Source organism: Caldimonas manganoxidans ATCC BAA-369 (assembly GCF_000381125.1).
Taxonomy (GTDB): domain Bacteria; phylum Pseudomonadota; class Gammaproteobacteria; order Burkholderiales; family Burkholderiaceae_C; genus Caldimonas; species Caldimonas manganoxidans.
Genome location: NZ_KB905960.1, coordinates 15,800 through 32,946, shown reverse-complemented (window position 1 = coordinate 32,946; position 17,147 = coordinate 15,800). Strand labels below are relative to the sequence as shown.

The 17,147-nt window shown below is 67.7% G+C and carries 16 protein-coding genes; 10 read left to right on the top strand and 6 right to left on the bottom strand.

Annotated elements, in window-relative coordinates; all coding sequences use genetic code 11:
- Both F615_RS0114285 and F615_RS0114270 read right to left on the bottom strand, forming a co-directional pair.
- The coding region (locus F615_RS0114285; RefSeq protein ID WP_026330337.1) for a phage late control D family tail protein at window positions 1-583 on the bottom strand (583 nt) is incomplete at its 3' end.
- Between the two features lie 697 nt (window positions 584-1,280).
- On the bottom strand, window positions 1,281-1,481 hold the full coding sequence (locus tag F615_RS0114270) for a DUF2905 domain-containing protein (RefSeq protein WP_019561859.1): 201 nt from the start codon (window positions 1,479-1,481) through the stop codon (window positions 1,281-1,283).
- 208 nt (window positions 1,482-1,689) lie between these two features.
- Here F615_RS0114270 and yajC point away from each other — a divergent pair, with 208 nt between their 5' ends.
- From yajC to F615_RS0114250, 4 genes are all read left to right on the top strand, one after another.
- Complete coding sequence (gene yajC, locus F615_RS0114265; RefSeq protein WP_019561858.1) at window positions 1,690-2,016, top strand: preprotein translocase subunit YajC; 327 nt, start codon at window positions 1,690-1,692, stop codon at window positions 2,014-2,016.
- A gap of 137 nt (window positions 2,017-2,153) precedes the next feature.
- Window positions 2,154-4,028 carry a protein translocase subunit SecD gene (gene secD / locus F615_RS0114260; RefSeq protein WP_019561857.1) on the top strand — a complete coding sequence of 625 codons (1,875 nt, stop codon included), beginning with the start codon at window positions 2,154-2,156 and terminating at the stop codon, window positions 4,026-4,028.
- Between the two features lie 28 nt (window positions 4,029-4,056).
- Entirely contained in the window at window positions 4,057-5,088 is a 1,032-nt protein-coding gene (gene secF, locus F615_RS0114255; RefSeq protein WP_019561856.1) for a protein translocase subunit SecF, read from the top strand.
- A 46-nt stretch (window positions 5,089-5,134) separates the two neighbouring features.
- Window positions 5,135-7,435: a DUF1631 family protein gene (locus F615_RS0114250; RefSeq protein ID WP_019561855.1), complete on the top strand. Its 2,301-nt coding sequence runs from the start codon at window positions 5,135-5,137 to the stop codon at window positions 7,433-7,435.
- Between the two features lie 61 nt (window positions 7,436-7,496).
- On the opposite strand, the gene F615_RS0114245 is transcribed toward F615_RS0114250, so the two are convergent.
- From F615_RS0114245 to F615_RS0114235, 3 genes are all read right to left on the bottom strand, one after another.
- On the bottom strand, window positions 7,497-7,949 hold the full coding sequence (locus F615_RS0114245; RefSeq protein ID WP_019561854.1) for a Smg family protein: 453 nt from the start codon (window positions 7,947-7,949) through the stop codon (window positions 7,497-7,499).
- A gap of 88 nt (window positions 7,950-8,037) precedes the next feature.
- Complete coding sequence (gene dprA / locus F615_RS0114240; protein WP_019561853.1) at window positions 8,038-9,159, bottom strand: DNA-processing protein DprA; 1,122 nt, start codon at window positions 9,157-9,159, stop codon at window positions 8,038-8,040.
- 89 nt (window positions 9,160-9,248) lie between these two features.
- Entirely contained in the window at window positions 9,249-10,421 is a 1,173-nt protein-coding gene (locus F615_RS0114235; protein WP_019561852.1) for a LysM peptidoglycan-binding domain-containing protein, read from the bottom strand.
- Window positions 10,422-10,669: 248 nt separating this feature from the next.
- Here F615_RS0114235 and def point away from each other — a divergent pair, with 248 nt between their 5' ends.
- From def to F615_RS0114215, 4 genes are all read left to right on the top strand, one after another.
- Complete coding sequence (gene def / locus F615_RS0114230) at window positions 10,670-11,179, top strand: peptide deformylase (RefSeq protein ID WP_019561851.1); 510 nt, start codon at window positions 10,670-10,672, stop codon at window positions 11,177-11,179.
- Window positions 11,180-11,188: 9 nt separating this feature from the next.
- On the top strand, window positions 11,189-12,145 hold the full coding sequence (gene fmt, locus F615_RS0114225) for a methionyl-tRNA formyltransferase (RefSeq protein WP_019561850.1): 957 nt from the start codon (window positions 11,189-11,191) through the stop codon (window positions 12,143-12,145).
- A gap of 63 nt (window positions 12,146-12,208) precedes the next feature.
- Entirely contained in the window at window positions 12,209-13,066 is an 858-nt protein-coding gene (htpX, locus tag F615_RS0114220) for a zinc metalloprotease HtpX (RefSeq protein ID WP_019561849.1), read from the top strand.
- Window positions 13,067-13,136: 70 nt separating this feature from the next.
- Window positions 13,137-13,466: a hypothetical protein gene (locus F615_RS0114215; protein ID WP_019561848.1), complete on the top strand. Its 330-nt coding sequence runs from the start codon at window positions 13,137-13,139 to the stop codon at window positions 13,464-13,466.
- A gap of 71 nt (window positions 13,467-13,537) precedes the next feature.
- On the opposite strand, the gene F615_RS0114210 is transcribed toward F615_RS0114215, so the two are convergent.
- Window positions 13,538-14,116 (bottom strand): 5-formyltetrahydrofolate cyclo-ligase, encoded by a 579-nt coding sequence (locus F615_RS0114210; RefSeq protein WP_019561847.1) that lies wholly within the window; start codon window positions 14,114-14,116, stop codon window positions 13,538-13,540.
- Window positions 14,117-14,123: 7 nt separating this feature from the next.
- On the opposite strand from F615_RS0114210, the gene F615_RS0114205 reads away from it, so the two are divergent.
- Both F615_RS0114205 and F615_RS0114200 read left to right on the top strand, forming a co-directional pair.
- Window positions 14,124-16,148, top strand: coding sequence for a lytic transglycosylase domain-containing protein (locus F615_RS0114205; RefSeq protein WP_019561846.1), 2,025 nt, complete (start codon window positions 14,124-14,126; stop codon window positions 16,146-16,148).
- Window positions 16,149-16,171: 23 nt separating this feature from the next.
- Window positions 16,172-17,131 (top strand): complex I NDUFA9 subunit family protein, encoded by a 960-nt coding sequence (locus tag F615_RS0114200; RefSeq protein WP_026330335.1) that lies wholly within the window; start codon window positions 16,172-16,174, stop codon window positions 17,129-17,131.
- Window positions 17,132-17,147: the final 16 nt, after the last annotated feature.

The following is a 17,147-nucleotide window of genomic DNA, read 5'->3' as shown; positions in this document are numbered from 1 at the left end:
CGACTTCTTCGAAGCGCAGCCCCAGCCCAGCGCGCCCCAGCAGCCGCTGCACAAAAGCCAGGTCGCTTTCTCGGCCTTGGACCACATAGTCCCACGGGCCCAGGGCTTGGAGGTGGGCTTGGACTTCGGGGCTCCAGCGCCAGGCCGCCTGGGGCTGGTACTGGGCAAAGACGTCGTCGATGATTTGGCGCAGGCTGCAATGCTGCCAGGCGCGCTGGCGCCCGCCCAGCCGCAGCCGCCACAGCCACGGCACGATCAGCAGTTCGTAGCGCGCCAGCGCCCCGTTGTAGCCCACCGCGCGCGCCTGCGCAATGTGGCCGCTGACACGGTAGCACTGCCCCTGCGAGCCCACCGTCACCAACTCGGCTCGGCTGTCCAGCCAGTCTTCCAGCACGTGATCGGCCCGCAGCGACAGCACGTGCACGTGGTATGCGTAGGGCTCGTTGAGCGCCTCCCAGCCCACGAAGTGCTCCAGCAGCACACCCCCCAGGCGCGGCCCTTGCACGCGGTGCAGCCGGCCCGCGTCTTCGCACCAGCCCATCCAGCCCGCCGCCAGCGCCGCCACATCCATCGGCTCGGACATGCACCCCCCCCCTGTCTTGTCGTCTGGCCCTCAACAACGGCCGCCGGATGCTAGCAAGCCCCAGCCCACCCGGGCCAGCAGGTTTTGGAAACAGGGTGTGACAGGCGCACCTCAACAAGCCCACCGCGCCGCCCATGACCCCAAGCAGGCCCCTCGAATGAGGGGGGGGTCAGTCTTTGGGCCGGAAGGTGATGAGGATGGGGGAGGGCACGCGGCCGTTCTCGTCGCGTGGCAGGGTTTGGGTGCGTTCGATGGCCCGCAGCAGTCAACGGATGTTGATGCCGGCGGCGCACAACACCGCTTGCCGTGCATCGCCCTCGGCGCCCTTGCGCCAGCAGCGCTTCATGCGGTGATGGTGCTTGGCAGGCCCGATGGCCGGCTCGACCGCCCGAGGCCAGTTCAGCCAATGCTGCTGGCTGCGGCTGCATGTCGCGCAGCACGCGCCCAAGCACGGGGCGCGCTGGCGCTTGAGCGCCCGATGCTGCGCCCGCGCCGGTCCCGGCGCGCCAGCAGGTGCCGCAGGTCGATCATCTGGTCCAGTCGGGCGCGGAAAACGTCCGGCGCACTCATCGAAATCCGTTCCCAAGCTCCCGGGACATCGCATCGAGCGGTTTTATCTTCGGGTGTTCCAACCCCGCAGCAACATCGCCTCACCCACTCAGCGTCCATGCGGCTCGAGGTCGTTTTGCGGGGCTGACTACTTGCGCCACCACCACAGCAGCAGGCTCAGCAGCAGTGAGATCAGCACCGAGGTCGTCAGCGGAAAGTGAAAGCTGAAGCCTTCGCGCTCGAGATGCAGGTCGCCGGGCAGGCGTCCCAAGGGCAGCTTGGATAGCCAGGGCCACAGCAGCCCGAGCAGCACGAAGACGATACCCACCAGGATCAGCCAGCGTTGCATGGGTACGCGGTACGGGAACGTCAAAAGTAAGGCAAGCAAAACCGCCGGGGATTGCCGCCCCAAGGGCCGCAGGGTCGGTGCCTCTCGGGGGAGTATAGGCAACGAAACGCCCGGGTGGGTGTGAGGCCCGGGTGGCCTTGCGCGCATGGATCGCTAGCGCTCCGGCATACAATCGTCCGTTTGTATCGACTCATCCCGGAGACGTCCCGTGTTCATCTCTGACGCATTCGCTCAGGCGGCCCCGGCCGCGCAAGGCGGCACTGAATCGACGCTGCTGAGCCTGCTGCCGCTGGTGCTGATGTTCGTGGTGCTCTACTTCATCATGATCCGCCCGCAGATGAAGCGCCAGAAAGAGCACAAGGCCATGATCGAGGCGCTGGCCAAGGGCGACGAGGTGGTCACCGCCGGCGGGCTGTTGGGCAAGATCGCCAAGCTCGGCGACACTTACTTGCATGTCGAGGTGGCCGATGGCGTGCAGATCCAAATTCAGCGCACGGCCGTGGTGCAGGTGTTGCCCAAGGGAACGATCAAGTAATTTCCGCCTCAGACCCGGCTTGAGCCGGGACCGGGAAGGGCGCCGATGCGGCGCCCTTCATTCCGTGAGGCCCGGCGGCTGCCCCTGTGGTTTGGCGAGCGGGGCGGAGCCGTCATCCTGGGCATGAAAGAGCTGTCATGAACCGCTACCCCCTGTGGAAGTACGCGATCTTGGTGATCGCGGTGATCGTGGGCTTCATCTATACCTTGCCGAATTTTTATGGCGAGGCGCCAGCGGTGCAGGTCTCCAGCGGCAAGGCCACGGTGCGTGTGGACGAGAGCGTGGCCGAACGGGTCCGTCAGGCCCTGAGCGCCGCTGGCGTGGCGGCGGAGTTCGTGCAGCTCGAGGGTCATTCGGTGCGCGCCCGCTTCGCCGACACGGACACCCAGATTCGCGCCCGCGACGTGATCGACCGTGCGCTCAATCCGGATGCCTCGGACCGGTCCTACGTGGTGGCACTGAACCTGGTGTCGCGCTCGCCCCAGTGGCTGGCCTCGATCCATGCGCTGCCGATGTATCTCGGCCTGGACCTGCGCGGCGGGGTGCACTTCTTGATGCAGGTGGACATGGAGGCCGCGCTGACGCGCCGCATCGAAGCCTACGCCGGGGATGCGCGCACCTTGCTGCGTGATCGCAACCTCCGCCATGCCGGCATCAACCGACAGGGCCAGCAGATCGAACTGCGTTTTCGCGATGCGGCCACCTTGCAGCAGGCCCGCCAGGTGCTGGCCGAGCAACTGGCCGACCTGGCATGGGTGGAGTCGACCGAGGGGGCGGATCTGCGGTTGCTTGGCACGCTCAAGCCCGAGGCCGCGCGCCGCATTCAAGACCAGGCGATCAAGCAAAACATCACCACGCTGCACAACCGTGTCAATGAGCTGGGCACCAGTGAGCCGGTGATCCAGCAGCAGGGCTTGGACCGGGTGGTGGTGCAACTGCCCGGCGTGCAGGACACCGCGCGGGCCAAGGACATCATCGGGCGCACGGCCACCTTGGAGGTGCGACTGGTGGACGACAGCGCCGAAGCCATGGCGGCCTTGGCCGGCAGCGGGCCGGTGCCTTTCGGCACCGAGCGTTATGTCGAACGCGGCGGCGCGCCGCTGATCGTCAAGCGCCAGGTCATCCTCACCGGCGAAAACCTCACCGACGCTCAGGCGGGGTTCGACGAGCATCAGCAGCCGGCGGTGCACCTGACGCTCGATGCCAAGGGGGCGCGCATCTTCCGCGACGTCACGCGCGAGAACGTCGGCCGCCGAATGGCCATCTTGCTGTTCGAGAAGGGCAAGGGCGAGGTCGTCACCGCGCCGGTCATCCGCACCGAAATCGGCGGCGGGCGCGTCCAGATCTCCGGGCGCATGACCACGCAGGAGGCCAACGACGTGGCGCTGTTGCTGCGCGCGGGTTCGCTGGCGGCGCCCATGGAGATTATCGAAGAGCGCACCATCGGCCCGGCTCTGGGCGCCGAGAATATCGCCAAGGGCTTCAACAGTGTGGTCTGGGGCTTCGTGGCCATCATGGTGTTCATGGTGGCTTACTACATGCTCTTTGGCGTGTTCTCGAGCCTGGCGTTGGCGGTCAACCTGCTGCTGCTCATTGCCCTGCTGTCGATGCTGCAGGCCACGCTGACGCTGCCGGGCATTGCGGCGATCGCGCTGACCTTGGGCATGGCCATCGATGCCAACGTGCTCATCAACGAGCGCGTGCGTGAGGAACTGCGCAATGGCGCCTCGCCGCAGGCGGCCATCCACGCAGGCTATGAACGGGCCTGGGCCACCATCCTCGACTCCAACGTCACCACGCTGATCGCCGGCGTGGCCTTGCTCGCCTTCGGCTCGGGGCCGGTGCGCGGCTTTGCCGTGGTGCACTGCCTGGGCATCCTGACCTCGATGTTCTCGGCCGTGCTGTTCTCGCGGGGCTTGGTGAACCTGTGGTACGGGCGGCGCAAGAAGCTCAAGTCCATCTCCATCGGCCAAGTGTGGATCCCCGGCGCCGAGCGCGCCCCCAAGGCCTGACGGCGGCCCACGCACAGGAAGCACGCACATGGAACTGTTCCGGATCAAGCGCGACATCCCGTTCATGCGCCACGCGCTGGTGCTCAACATGGTGTCGGTGGCGTTGTTCGTCGCGGCGGTGTTTTTCCTCATCACCCGCGGGCTGCACTTGTCGATCGAGTTCACGGGCGGCACCGTCCTGGAGGTGCAGTACGCGCAGGCGGCCGACGTGGGCCGCGTGCGCAGCCAGATCGAATCGCTGGGCCTCGGTGAGGTGCAGGTGCAAAACTTCGGCACCTCGCGCGATGTGTTGATCCGCGTGCCGCTGCGCGGTGAGGTGGCCCAGTCGGAGGTGGTGTCCCGGGTCATGGAAGCGCTGTGTCGTGCCGAGGACGGACGTCTGGCGCAGCGTCAGGAAGTCACCCCCCAAGGCGAGGCGGTCAGCCGCCAGGTGTGCGAAGCCGCTGGCAGCGAGCCGTTGCGGCTGCAGCGCAGCGAGTTCGTCGGCCCGCAGGTGGGCGCCGAACTGGCCCGCGATGGCGCCATCGCGCTGGCGATGACGATCGTGGGCATCATGATCTACCTGGCCTTCCGCTTCGAGTGGAAGTTCTCGGTGGCTGCCATCGTCGCCAATTTGCACGACGTGATCATCATCTTGGGCTTCTTTGCCTTTTTCCAGTGGGAGTTTTCGCTGTCGGTGCTGGCGGCGGTGCTGGCCGTGCTGGGCTATTCGGTCAATGAGTCGGTGGTGATCTTCGATCGCATTCGCGAGTCCTTCCGCAAGTACCGCAAGATGACGACGGCGCAGATCATGGACAATGCGATCACGCGCACCATGAGCCGCACCATCATCACGCACGGCTCCACGCAGATCATGGTGCTGTCGATGCTGATCTTCGGTGGCCCCACGTTGCACTATTTCGCGTTGGCGTTGACGATTGGCATTTGCTTTGGCATCTACTCTTCGGTGTTCGTCGCTGCGGCCACGGCGATGTGGCTGGGGGTCAAGCGCGAAGACTTGATTTCCCCCACGCGCAAGGAGACCGATCCGAACGACCCGAACGCCGGTGCCGTGGTGTAGAGTTCGGCGAAACCACTTTGCCGACGCCGGCCCGATTTCGTTGACCATGACCACCCCTGCCGACCCCAAGGCGCTCGCTGCCCAGGCCCGCAGGACGTTCCTGAACGTGGTGCTCTATGGCGCAGCCCATGCGATGGCCGCGGTGGAAGAGGGGGCCAAGCTCTTGGCCACGCAGCCGGCGCCGCCCGAACTCTTGCTGCGACGCCGCGAAGCCTGGGCCGATGTGCAGCGCCTGCGCGAGGCTTGGCGTCAGCAGCTGGCCGAGCAGATTCAGTCCTGGCAGGGGACGCTGTCGTCCACCGGGGCCAGCCCCACGGCGATGGCCGGTCTGTCGCGCAGCGCCGAACTGTCGCTGGTGGACGATGCCACCATCGAGCACGAGATCCTGAGTTCGCGCTTGGCCTTGGCGGCGATGGATCAGGCCAGTTCCGAGTTCACCGACCTGCGCTCGCGCATTCTCGCGCTGGAGCGCCGGGATGAATTGCCGCCCTCGGACTTGCTGCGTCCACAGGCGATGGGGGGGCTGATCCTGCGCACCTGGCGCAATGCCGGGCTGGGGCTGGAGGCATGGCGCTGCCTGCAGCCGGTGCTGCATGAAGAAATGGGCCACCTGATCGTGCTGGCCTACCACGAAACCAACAAGTGGCTCATTGCCCATGGGGTGCTGCCCGAGATCGACTTGCGCCCGTTGATCCGGCGGGCTCGCGACGCCGGCGTGGCTTCCACAGGACGTGCGGCGGCGGCTTTGGCCGGTGGGGCGGCAGCCCCCGGCGGGTCCACCGGAGGGGGGCTGGGCGGCTCGACGCCGGGCAGTTTCCACGGGGGGGGCGACGAGACGCGCTTGATGACGCGCGCGTCTCAGTTGCTGCGCGCCTCCGAGCAGGCGCAGGCAGTGCTGGGACGACTGAACCGGCTGGTGGGGCGGCAGGTGCCCGAGTTCGAAACCACCGCCCAAGTGCGTCCGGCCTCGCCGCGGCTGTCCGAGGCCATGGTCCATGCCGAGCGCGAGCTGGCGCGGCAGTTCCAAGCCAGCGCCCAGGCAGGCCTGGAGGTCCAGCCCGCAGCACTGGCACGAGGCCTGCAAGAGCGCAAACAGGTGCTCAAGCAGGCGGCCGAGTCGCCGATCGAGCGAGCCACCATCGAGATCGTGGCGCTGCTGTTTCAAAGCTTGTTGATGGAAGAACGCCTGCCTGCCTCGGTGCGGGTGTGGTTCGCCCGGTTGCAAATGCCGGTGCTGCGTGTGGCCATCAGCGAACCCGATTTCTTCGCCACCATCGACCATCCGGCGCGCAAGTTGATCGACCGCATGGGCGCCTGTGTGATGGGCTTCGACGATGCCACTGCCGGGGCCAGCGAGGCGCTGGAGAAGGAGATCAAGCGCGTGGTGCAGGTGGTCGAGGCCTATCCCGACACCGGCCGTCGTGTGTTCCAGACCGTGCTGGTGGAATTCGAAAAATTCCTCGAGCACTATTTCCGCAACGAGCACGAGCCCTCGCGGCGCGGGGTGTCGCTGGCGCAGCAGGTCGAGCAGCGGGAGATTCTGGCCATCCAGTACACCATCGAGCTGCGCAAGATGCTCAACGAGGTGCCGGTGCAGGAGGGCGTGCGCGACTTCTTGTTCCAGATTTGGGCCGACGTGCTGGCGATGACCGCGGTCAAACATGGTCCGCAAAGCGAGCAGACCAAAGCGATGAAGCGGGCGGCGGCTGACCTGATCTGGTCGGCCAGCGCCAAGGTCTCGCGCGAGGAGCGCGCCGAGGTCATCCGCCGCCTGCCGCCGCTGCTCAAGACCCTGCGCGATGGCATGGCCAGCGCCGGCGTGCCGCCCGACAAGCAGGACGAGCACATCCAGACGCTCAACAACTCGCTGGCTGCGGCCTTTACCGCCAAGACGGCGGCCATTCCGCCCGAGCGGCTCAACGAGCTGATGTTGCGGCTGGAAACGTTGGAAGAAATCCTGCCCGATACCGAGGTCGAGATCGACGAGTCGATGGTGCTCGACCTGTCCGGCCATGAAACGGCAGACCTGGAGGTGGTGGCCGAGGGCGGCTCGATGCCCAGCCCGGCCATGGTCGCTTGGGCGCGGGGGCTACAGGTGGGCGCTTGGTTCAAGCTGGACTACCGCGGGCGCAACGAGGCCGTGCAATTGGCCTGGCAGGGCTTGCGCAAACAGCTCAGTTTGTTCGTCGCGCCCACCGGGCGCTGCGTGCTGTTCCAGCAGCACCGCCTGGCGGCCTTCCTCCAGGCCGGCTTGCTCGTGCCCGCCGAGGAAGAAGCGCTGACGGTGCGAGCCACCCGCGATGCGCTGGCCAAGCTCGACGCCGACCCCAGCCGATTGCTGAACTGACTCGGCGCCCGCACCGCGCAAGTGCGGCGTGGCGCGCGGCCCGTCGCTGGAGGCCGAGCCCTCAGTGAATCAGCCGGTCCTTGGCGTCCACGAAGAGTTCGTCGAGGATCAGCGCGTCGGGCTCTTCGCCCAGGCTCCAGAAGACCATCAGCACGATGATCTTCAGATCCTCCAGGGCCACCGGGCCGCCGGGGATGGCCATGGCACGGTCGATCACCATTTCGCGCATCGGCGCGGGCAGGACGCCTGCCGATTCCAGGAAGCTGATGAACCCCAGGCAGTCGGGCCCGAAATGCTCTTGCTCGGCCGGGGTGTACACCCGCACCCCCGAAGCGCTCTGGGCCTTGGCATGGATCTGGGCCGAGACGGCCAATCCGTCCAACCAGTTGAGGGCCTCTTGAATTTCCTCGTTCTCGAAACCCACGGCCGACAGTTTGCGGGCCAACTGGTCGTGGTCCGGGCAGGCGTCGGGGCGCCAGTAGTTTTCGTAGAGGTACACGAGCACGTCGAACATGCTGGGACTATACCCGAGGCGAACGGGGCGGCAAGCGCGCAATACCGCTGTCATCCACCGGGGTATCGCCCGTTTCATCCTACGGAACTCAGGCCCGGTGGCAACGCTGGTACAGACCGCCGGGCAGCCGCTCGACGCGGCCTTCGAGTTCCAGTTCCAGCAAGCGGGCATTGAGCTGGTCGGTGGGCCAGCCACAGCGGGCTTGCAGCGCGTCCAGCGAGGCTGGATCATGGCCCAGGGCCATGAGCAGCGGGTCCTCGGTCTCGTCGGGGCTGCAGGCCGAGGGGGCCGCCTCGGTCGGGGGACGCACCTCGGGCCCGAGCAAGTCCTCCAGAATGTCCTGTGCCGACTCCACCAGCTTGGCGCCTTGCTTGATCAAGGCATGGCAGCCGCGCGATTGCGGGGCATGGATGGAGCCGGGAATCGCGAACACCTCCCGGCCCTGTTCCGCCGCCAAGCGCGCGGTGATCAGCGAGCCGGATTGCAGCGCGGCCTCCACCACCAAGGTGCCGCGGCTCAAGCCGGCGATCAGCCGGTTGCGTTGCGGAAAATGCTGCGGCAAGGGTGGGGTGCCGAGCGGGTACTCACTCAGGAGCAAACCTTCGGCGGCAATGCGTTCCGCCAAGGCGCGGTGGCGGCGGGGATAGACCTGGTCCAAGCCGGTGCCGACCACGGCGATGGTGCGTCCGGGCCCGCTGAGGCCGCCTTCATGGGCGGCCGCGTCGATGCCCAGGGCCAGCCCGGAGACGATGGTCCAGCCGGCCTGGCTGAGGTGGTGGGCGAAGGCGCGTGCATTCTCTTGCCCTTGCCGGGTGGGATGGCGGGTGCCCACGATGGCCAGGCAGGGGGCTTGCAACCAGGCCAGATCGCCGCAGGCATAGAGCAAGACTGGCGGGTCGGCGGTGGCCAACAGCCACGGGGGATAGGCTGGGTCCCCGAGGGTCAGCACATGATGGCGCGCATCGGCCTGTAGCCACTCCAGGGTCCGCGCCACCAAGCCAGCCAACTGCGGCGGCTCGTGCTCCAGGGCCTGGGCCGCTGGAGCCGAGAGCAGGTGGCGCCGCGCCTGTGGCGCGGCCGCGCAGGCGGCCTGGGGCGAGCCGAAGGCGGCCAGCAGCCGTCGCACGGCCTGGCGGCCCAGCCCTGGGGTTTCCAGCAGCCGCAACCAAGCGGCCAGTTCATCGGCAGACAGGGAAGAGGAAGCAGCCATCCGGAAAGGGGCCCGGCCCGGGCCAGGGTGCTGCGGCGATTCGGGGCCCAGCCGGGCAGGGAGGCGCCGGCCGGCTTGCCCCGTCTGGTTCAGGGCTGGGTGAAGCGGTCGCCGACCACCACCGGGTTCCTGACGTTCAGGATCAGGGCGTAGGACATGCGATCGAACACCCGGAAGACGAACAGCAGGCCGTGGCGCTCGTCGGGCAAGCGCAGCGTGGCCTTGTCCGGCGAGGTGGTGTCCCGGACCACACGGCCAGCCGACCACAGGGCCAGCACATGGCCGCGCTCCAGGCCGTCGCGCTTGCCCTTGTTGAGGGCGACGACCTGATTTTGACCGGCCGTGGCACCTTCGCCGTAGATCGAGACGATGCGGCCTTCGACCGGTTGTTGCGGCGCATGGGGCACGTAATTGATGAACTCGCGGGGCGGCTGCGGGGCCAGGCGGTCGCCCACCCCCATTTCCAGGCGCACCGATTGCACTTCCACGGTGGCCGGCACGATCTCGCCCTGGGCCGTGCTACCCCCCGGCCGCACATAGGTGGCCGCTCCCACGTAGGCGGCTTCATAGCCCAGCACCTCCCGGGTGTCGGGATCGACCAACGCTTTGGGGTTGCGGAAGACGCGCCAGTCACGCTGGTTGCCCAGCTCGCCGCGCACGTAGGCCCGGTCGCCGCGCGACATCAGCACGCGGCCTTCCTGCGCGGCCACCACGCGCGGGGCGGTTTCGAGTTCGTCGCTGTTGAAGATGACGGCTTCGTTCAGGAAAGGCTCGATCAGGTGCAGCGGTACCGAGGCGATGCCGTCGATCAGTTCGGTGCTGCGCACCCGCGGGGACAGGCGCACCGTGTCGCCGCTGACGGCCTGCGCCACACGCAGTTGGGCGCGACCATCGCGCTTTTCCAGCACCAGGATCTGGCCGGGGAAGATCAAATGGGGGTTGCGGATCTGATCGAGGTTCATGCCCCACAGCTCGGGCCACCGCCAGGGGCTGCGCAGGAACAGGCTGGAGATGTCCCACAGGGTGTCGCCACGCTTGACGGTGTAGACGTCGGGCGCGTTGGGGGCCAGCTCGGACAGCGGCACCCCGGCCTGGGCGACTTGTTGGGCCGTGGCGCGCTGCTGCGGGGTGATCGGATAATTGACCGCCCAGGCCGCCGCGGCGGCGGTGGCCAGGGTCAAAGCGACCAAAGCGTGGGCCCCGCGGCGCGCCCGCGCGGGGGCTTGCGTCGGACGGGCTTGCGGCGTGAGCTGAACAGTCATGCAGGGGTCTCCGCGTACCGGCATGGCCTGGTGTTGGGGGCCATGACGCCGTATGGTTAATGAGTTGTTGTTCCGCCCGGGGACGACAGATCGGCGAAAATCCTCACATAGTTTCGGAGATTCTGCCCATAAACCCTTGATGCCGCAATGAATTTTGCCGGACGTTACTGGTGCGACGGCATTGGTTCACGAAAAGCGGCGTTGCAAGTCATCCACACCTGCCGCCCTTGGCGGGCGGCCCCGCACCCATGGCCCTGTTGAACATTCTGCGTTATCCCGACCCCCGCCTGCACAAGGTGGCTCAGCCCGTGGCTCAGGTGGACGATCGCATCCGGCGCCTGGTGGACGACATGCTGGAGACCATGTATGCCGCCCAAGGCATTGGATTGGCGGCCACCCAGGTGGATGTACACGAACGGGTGATCGTGATCGACGTCTCCGACGAACGTGACGATCCCCGGGTGCTGATCAACCCCGAGTTGATCGACAAGAGCGAAGAAAAAATCGTCTGGGAAGAGGGCTGCCTGTCGGTGCCGGCCATCTACGACAAGGTCGAGCGCCATGCCCGCGTGCGCGTGCGTGCGCTGGACCGCGATGGCCAGCCCTATGAATTCGATGCCGAGGGCTTGCTGGCGGTGTGCGTGCAGCACGAAATGGACCATCTGATGGGCAAGGTCTTCGTCGAGTACCTCTCACCGCTGAAGCGCAACCGCATCAAGACCAAGCTGCAAAAGCGCGCCAAGGAAGCGGCGCGCTGAAGCCGGGCCATGCGCATCGCTTTTGCCGGGACGCCCGAGTTCGCACAGACGGCCTTGGCCGCGCTGGAGGCCGCCGGCTTCGAGATCGTGCTGGTGTTGACCCAGCCGGATCGGCCGGCCGGCCGGGGGATGAAGCTCCTGCCCAGTGCGGTCAAACAATGGGCCCAATCCCATGGTGTGGAGGTGGCCCAGCCCCGCAGCCTGCGCCTGGACGGCCGCTATGGGCAGGACGCGCGGGCGGTGCAGGAGCGCTTGCGGGCCTTGCAGCCCGAAGCCATGGTGGTAGCGGCCTACGGACTGATCCTGCCGTCTTGGGTGCTGCAGCTGCCGCGCCTGGGATGCCTGAACATCCATGCCTCGTTGCTGCCGCGCTGGCGGGGGGCGGCTCCCATCCAACGGGCCATCGAGGCCGGCGACGCGCACACCGGCGTCACGATCATGCAAATGGATGAGGGGCTGGACACCGGCGACATGCTGCTGAGCGCGCCCGAGCCGATCCGCCCGGACGACACCGCCGCGTCACTGCACGACCGGCTGGCCGCACTGGGCGCCCGGCTGATCGTCGAGGCCTTGGCCTTGGCGGCCCGTGGCGGCTTGCGTCCTGTGAAGCAGCCCGAGGAGGGCGCGACCTACGCGCGCAAAATCGACAAGGCCGAAGCGGCGATCGATTGGACGCAGCCGGCGGTGGTGATCGAGCGCAGGCTGCGGGCCTTCGACCCGTTTCCCGGGGGGGCGGCGCGGCTCGCGCAGCAGCCCTTGAAGATCTGGGCGGCCCGGCTGGCTGTCGGTCAGGGGCGGCCCGGCGAGGTGCTGCGCCTGGACGAGGCCGGGCCGGTCGTGGCCTGCGGCGAGCAGGCGCTGTGCCTGACCCAGTTGCAAAAGCCCGGCGGCCGGCGCTTGAGCGGCAGGGAGTTCCTGAGCGGCCACCCGGTGGCGCCGGGCATGGTCCTGGGGCCGCCGACTTGAGTTCCTCCCGGTTCGTCCCCAGATGGGGGGTCGAGATTCCACGCCATTGAAAGGAACGCATCCATGTTCAATATGCTGAAGACCGCCGTCCTGATGGCGGCCATCACCGGACTGTTCATGGCCATCGGCTCCGTGTTGGGCGGGCAGCAGGGCATGATGCTGGCGCTCTTGGTGGCGCTGGGGATGAATTTCTTCAGCTACTGGTTTTCCGACAAACTGGTGCTGAAGATGTACAACGCCCAGGAGGTCGACGAGACCACGGCGCCCCAGTTTTACGCGATGGTGCGCGAGCTGGCCGGCCGGGCGGGGCTGCCCATGCCGCGGGTCTACCTGATCCACGAGGAGGCGCCCAATGCTTTTGCCACCGGGCGCAACCCGCACAACGCCGCCGTGGCGGCCACCACCGGGCTGATGCGTATCCTCAATGAGCGTGAGTTGCGCGGCGTGATGGCCCATGAGCTGGCCCATGTGAAGCACCGCGACATCCTGATTTCCACCATCAGCGCCACCATGGCCGGTGCAATTTCGATGCTGGCCAATTTCGCGATGTTGTTCGGGGGGCGCGACAGCGAAGGTCGGCCGGCCAATCCCATCGTGGGCTTGCTGGTGATGATTCTGGCGCCGCTGGCCGCCAGCCTGATCCAGATGGCCATCAGCCGTGCGCGCGAGTTCGAGGCCGACCGCGGCGGCGCCGAGATCTGCGGCGACCCGCAAGCCCTGGCCAGTGCCTTGCAAAAGATCCAGCGCTACGCGCAGGGCATTCCGCTGGAGGCGGCCGAGCGCCACCCGGAGACGGCGCAGATGATGATCATGAACCCGCTGTCCGGTGGGGGGCTGAGCGGGCTGTTTTCGACCCATCCGTCCACCGAAGATCGGGTGGCGCGCCTGCTGGAGATGGCCCGCAGCGGCGTGTACCGTTGAGCGCTGGAGGGGCTCAAGTCGGCTTGCCGGTGGCCGATACCGGTGAGAACGGACCATTTGCTGCCTTGCCATGCGTGCCCTGATTGCCCTTTTGCTGCTGCCCGGCCTGCTGGTGCTGGCGGGCTGCGACCAGCTTGGCATCGAGTCGGCGCAGGCCGTGGCCGAGCGGCGTGAGGCCGAAGGGCGTGCACTGGGTGCGGCCTGCCGCCATGCCGGCCGGGCCATCGAGGACTGTTTCACGCTCAATCCCAAGGCCGACAAGGCGGCCATCTTCGCCGGCTGGCGCGAGATGAACGACTACATGACCGAGAACAAGCTTTCGGAAGTGCCGCCCCAGCTGCCCAATCCGCGTCAGGCCCGTTTGCTGGCGCCGGCCGAAGGCACGCCCGCCGAACACTGAGGCGCTCGCGCGTCGCACCCCGCCCGCTTCAGGGGGGCAGTGAGGCCGATCGAGCGACTCTTTTCCCGCCGCTACGGGGCGAGCACCTCGTGTTCGGTGACCACGATCGTCAGTGGGCGGTCATGGTCCTGGGGTTCGAGGGCGATCTGGCTGTCGGCATAGGCCACGCCCACGGCGGTCACGCCCGGGTGCGCGGCCAGCCAGCGGTCGAAGTAGCCGCCGCCATAGCCCAGCCGGTAGCCCGCGCGGCTGAAGCCCACGCAAGGCACCAGCACCACATCGGGCACGACCTCGGCGCCTGCCGTGCTGGGGATGCCGCAGTCATCGAGCAGCTCGGGCGGGCTGCGGCCGTCCCAGTGCCGGTAGACCATCGCCGCGGGACGACGGCGGGCAAAAGGCAAGGCCAGCCCTGCGGCGAGCTCGGGCATGTCGTCGCCCCAGGCTGACACTGCGTTAAATTCCCCGTGGACCGGCCAGTACAGCCCCAGCACCTGCGGCTCCAGAGTGACGAGCACGTCGCGCAGCCGCCGCCCCAGGGTCTGATGGGCCGCCGCACCTGCAGGGGAGGCCACGAAGCGCTCGCGCGCTTGGAGCAGTTGCTGACGCAACGCGGCCCGCTCCAGGGACTCCGACTCCGAGATCCAAGGCATCTGCTCGATGAGATTTTTTCCCAAAGGATTCGATTATCGGCGCGCCTTGAGCGTGGTGGTGGCCGCGCTGCTGACCGGCTGCGCCTGGGGGCCCTTGCGCGCGCAGCAGGTGGCCGACTTGGCGGTGCAGGCGCGTGACGCCTATGCACGCAAGGACGCGGCTCGGTTGCAAAGCCTGCTGCGCGAGGCCCGAGCGCAGAACCATCCCTTGACGCCTTGGATCGATTATTGGGCGCTCAACCTGCGTCTGAGCGAAGCCAGCGCGGGCGAGCTGGCCGAGTTTTACGCGCGCTGGGGCGGCACTTATGTGGAAGACAGGCTGCGCAACGACTGGCTGCTCGAGCTGGGCCGCCGCGGCGACTGGGCGCAGATGGCCGTCGAGCTGCCGAAGTTCCGCATGCGCGATGACCGCGAGCTCCACTGCTATGAGCAGATCCTGCGTCACCGCGACGGTCATGCGCTAGAGGCGCTGCGCCAGGCGGCCCGGGCGGCTTGGTATGCCCAGCGCGACGCCGACGTGGGCTGCGCGGCGATGGCCTCACAGCTTTACGCGGCTGGCGTGCTCACGGCCGACGATGTCTGGCGCAAGGCCCGGCTGGCCCTCGAGCAGAACCGCCCGCGGGCGGCGCGTCAGGCCTTGGAATTGCTGGGAGCCTCGGTCGTCATCAATTTCAACGAGCTGCTGGAGAACCCGGCCCGCTACGTGGTGCGCGCCGGCCGCACCGACCGGCGCGAGGCGGCCGAGCTGACCGCGCTGGCCCTGATCCGTCTGGCGGCCAACGATCCGCAGTTGGCTGCCACTCAGATGCGTGACCGCTGGGCGGCCTGGCTGCCCGACGAGCTGGCGTCCTGGGTGTGGGCCAGCATCGGCCGCCAAGCGGCCCTTCGGCTGATGCCCGAGGCGGTCGAGTACTACCAGTATGCGGCGCGCAAGGCCGATGTGGGCTCGTGGTCGGACGAAATGCTGGTTTGGAAGGTGCGTGCAGCCCTGCGTGCGGGCCGCTGGTCGCAGGTGTTGCAGGGCATCGAGGCCTTGTCGGGCGCCGAACAGCGCGAGCCGGCCTGGATGTACTGGAAGGCACGTGCCTTGCGCGAGGTGGCCCGGGAGTCGGCCCAAGCCGAAAGCTTGCGCGCCCAGGCCCAGGCGCTGCTGGAGACCTTGGCCGGCCAATACCATTTCTACGGTCAATTGGCGGCCGAGGCCTTGGACCGGCCGCATCTGCTGCCACCTGCGCCAGCGCCGTTGACCGCCGAGGAACGGGCCCGGGCGCAGGCCAACCCCGGCTTGCAGCGGGCGCTGCGACTCATCGAGCTGGGCTTGCGCAACGAGGGCGTGCGCGAATGGAACTGGACCCTGAGCTTCGGCGGCCCTGGACGCATGGGCGACCGCGACCTGCTGGCCGCCGCCCAGTTGGCCTGCGATCTGCAGGTGTGGGACCGCTGCATCAACACCAGCGAGCGCACCCAGGCCGAGGTGAGTTTCGAGCAGCGCTTCCCCATGCCTTTTCGGCGCGAGGTGATTCTCAAGGCGCGTGAGGTGGGCGTGGACCCGGCCGTCGTCTATGGGCTGATTCGTCAGGAATCTCGGTTCATCCTGGATGCGCGCTCACACGTGGGGGCCTCTGGGCTGATGCAGCTGATGCCGGCCACCGCCCGCTGGACGGCGCGCCAAATCGGCCTGAAGTATCAGCCCTCGATGCTCAATGATCGCGAGATCAACCTGTTGTTGGGGATGAGCTATCTGAAGCTCGTGATCGAGGACCAGGGCTCGCTGGCGCTGGGGGCGGCGGCCTACAACGCCGGACCGGGTCGGCCGCGCCGCTGGCGCGAGGGGCCGGTGCTGGAAGCCGCCGTGTGGATCGAAAATATTCCATTCAACGAGACGCGGGACTACGTGAAGAAAGTGTTGTCCAACGCCACGTACTACGACGCGCTGTTGCATGGGCGGGTGCCTCGGCTGCGTGATCGCCTGGAGCCCCGCATCGGGCCACGCGCCCCGGATGCACCAGCGCCCCGCGCCGATTTGCCCTGATGGCCCTGTTTGGTGGACACCTCATGAACAAGATCCTCGTCCTTGGCGGCACCGGCTTCGTGGGCCGCCATCTGTGCGAACGCCTGGTCGAACGCAACGGCGGTGGCGGAGGCATCATCCGTGTGCCCAGCCGACGGCCCGCGCGGGCCAAGCACATCCAGATGTTGCCCACGGTGGAGCTGGTCCAGGCCGATGTGCACGATCCGGCCCAGTTGCGCCGCCTAGTGGCCGGCTGCGATGCGGTCATCAATCTCGTGGCCATCCTGCATGGCCGAGCCGCCGACTTCGAGCGCGTGCACGTGGCGCTGCCGCGCCAGCTGGCCCAGGTGTGTGCCGAGCAAGGCGTGCGCCGCTTGCTGCATGTCAGCGCATTGGGCGTGGGCGAAGGTGCCCCCTCGCATTACTTGCGCAGCAAGACCGAGGGCGAGGCCGTGCTGCGAGCGCAGTCCGGGCTCGATCTCACGGTGCTGCGACCGTCGGTGATCTTTGGGGCCGAAGACCGCTTTCTCAACCTCTTTGCGGCGTTGCAGCGTGTCTTTCCCGTGCTGCCGCTGGCCGGTGCGCGGGCCCGCTTCCAGCCGGTGTGGGTGGGCGATGTGGCCCAGGCCCTGGTCCACGCCTTGGACCGCCCCGACTCGATCGGCCAGACCTACGAATGCGCCGGACCGCAGGTCTACACCCTGGCCGAGTTGGTGCGCCTGGCCGGCGAGCTGTCGGGCCATCCCCGGCCCATCGTGCCCCTGCCCGAGGTCCTGGGCTGGCTGCAGGCGCTGGTGTTTGAGTGCCTGCCGGGCGAGCCTTTGATGAGCCGCGACAACATCGCGTCGATGCGCGTGCCCAACGTGGCCAGCGGTCGGCTGCCGGGCCTGCAGGCTCTGGGGATTGCCCCGGTGGACCTGCCTTCGGTGGCTGCGGGCTATCTGGGTGGGCGCGAGCCGCGCAGCCGCTACCTGCAGTACCGGGCTTTTGCCCGTCGCGGCTGAGCGGGGGCGCACCGGC

Bases quoted from the DNA above. Each gene is read 5' to 3' on its own strand.
- F615_RS0114205 (WP_019561846.1), top strand. From the start codon at position 14,124: ATGAGATTTTTTCCCAAAGGATTCGATTATCGGCGCGCCTTGAGCGTG.
- dprA (WP_019561853.1), bottom strand. From the start codon at position 9,159: ATGGCTGCTTCCTCTTCCCTGTCTGCCGATGAACTGGCCGCTTGGTTG.
- F615_RS0114200 (WP_026330335.1), top strand. From the start codon at position 16,172: ATGAACAAGATCCTCGTCCTTGGCGGCACCGGCTTCGTGGGCCGCCAT.
- secD (WP_019561857.1), top strand. From the start codon at position 2,154: ATGAACCGCTACCCCCTGTGGAAGTACGCGATCTTGGTGATCGCGGTG.
- def (WP_019561851.1), top strand. From the start codon at position 10,670: ATGGCCCTGTTGAACATTCTGCGTTATCCCGACCCCCGCCTGCACAAG.
- F615_RS0114270 (WP_019561859.1), bottom strand. From the start codon at position 1,481: ATGCAACGCTGGCTGATCCTGGTGGGTATCGTCTTCGTGCTGCTCGGG.
- F615_RS0114245 (WP_019561854.1), bottom strand. From the start codon at position 7,949: ATGTTCGACGTGCTCGTGTACCTCTACGAAAACTACTGGCGCCCCGAC.
- secF (WP_019561856.1), top strand. From the start codon at position 4,057: ATGGAACTGTTCCGGATCAAGCGCGACATCCCGTTCATGCGCCACGCG.
- F615_RS0114210 (WP_019561847.1), bottom strand. From the start codon at position 14,116: ATGCCTTGGATCTCGGAGTCGGAGTCCCTGGAGCGGGCCGCGTTGCGT.
- F615_RS0114235 (WP_019561852.1), bottom strand. From the start codon at position 10,421: ATGACTGTTCAGCTCACGCCGCAAGCCCGTCCGACGCAAGCCCCCGCG.
- F615_RS0114250 (WP_019561855.1), top strand. From the start codon at position 5,135: ATGACCACCCCTGCCGACCCCAAGGCGCTCGCTGCCCAGGCCCGCAGG.
- fmt (WP_019561850.1), top strand. From the start codon at position 11,189: ATGCGCATCGCTTTTGCCGGGACGCCCGAGTTCGCACAGACGGCCTTG.
- F615_RS0114215 (WP_019561848.1), top strand. From the start codon at position 13,137: ATGCGTGCCCTGATTGCCCTTTTGCTGCTGCCCGGCCTGCTGGTGCTG.
- htpX (WP_019561849.1), top strand. From the start codon at position 12,209: ATGTTCAATATGCTGAAGACCGCCGTCCTGATGGCGGCCATCACCGGA.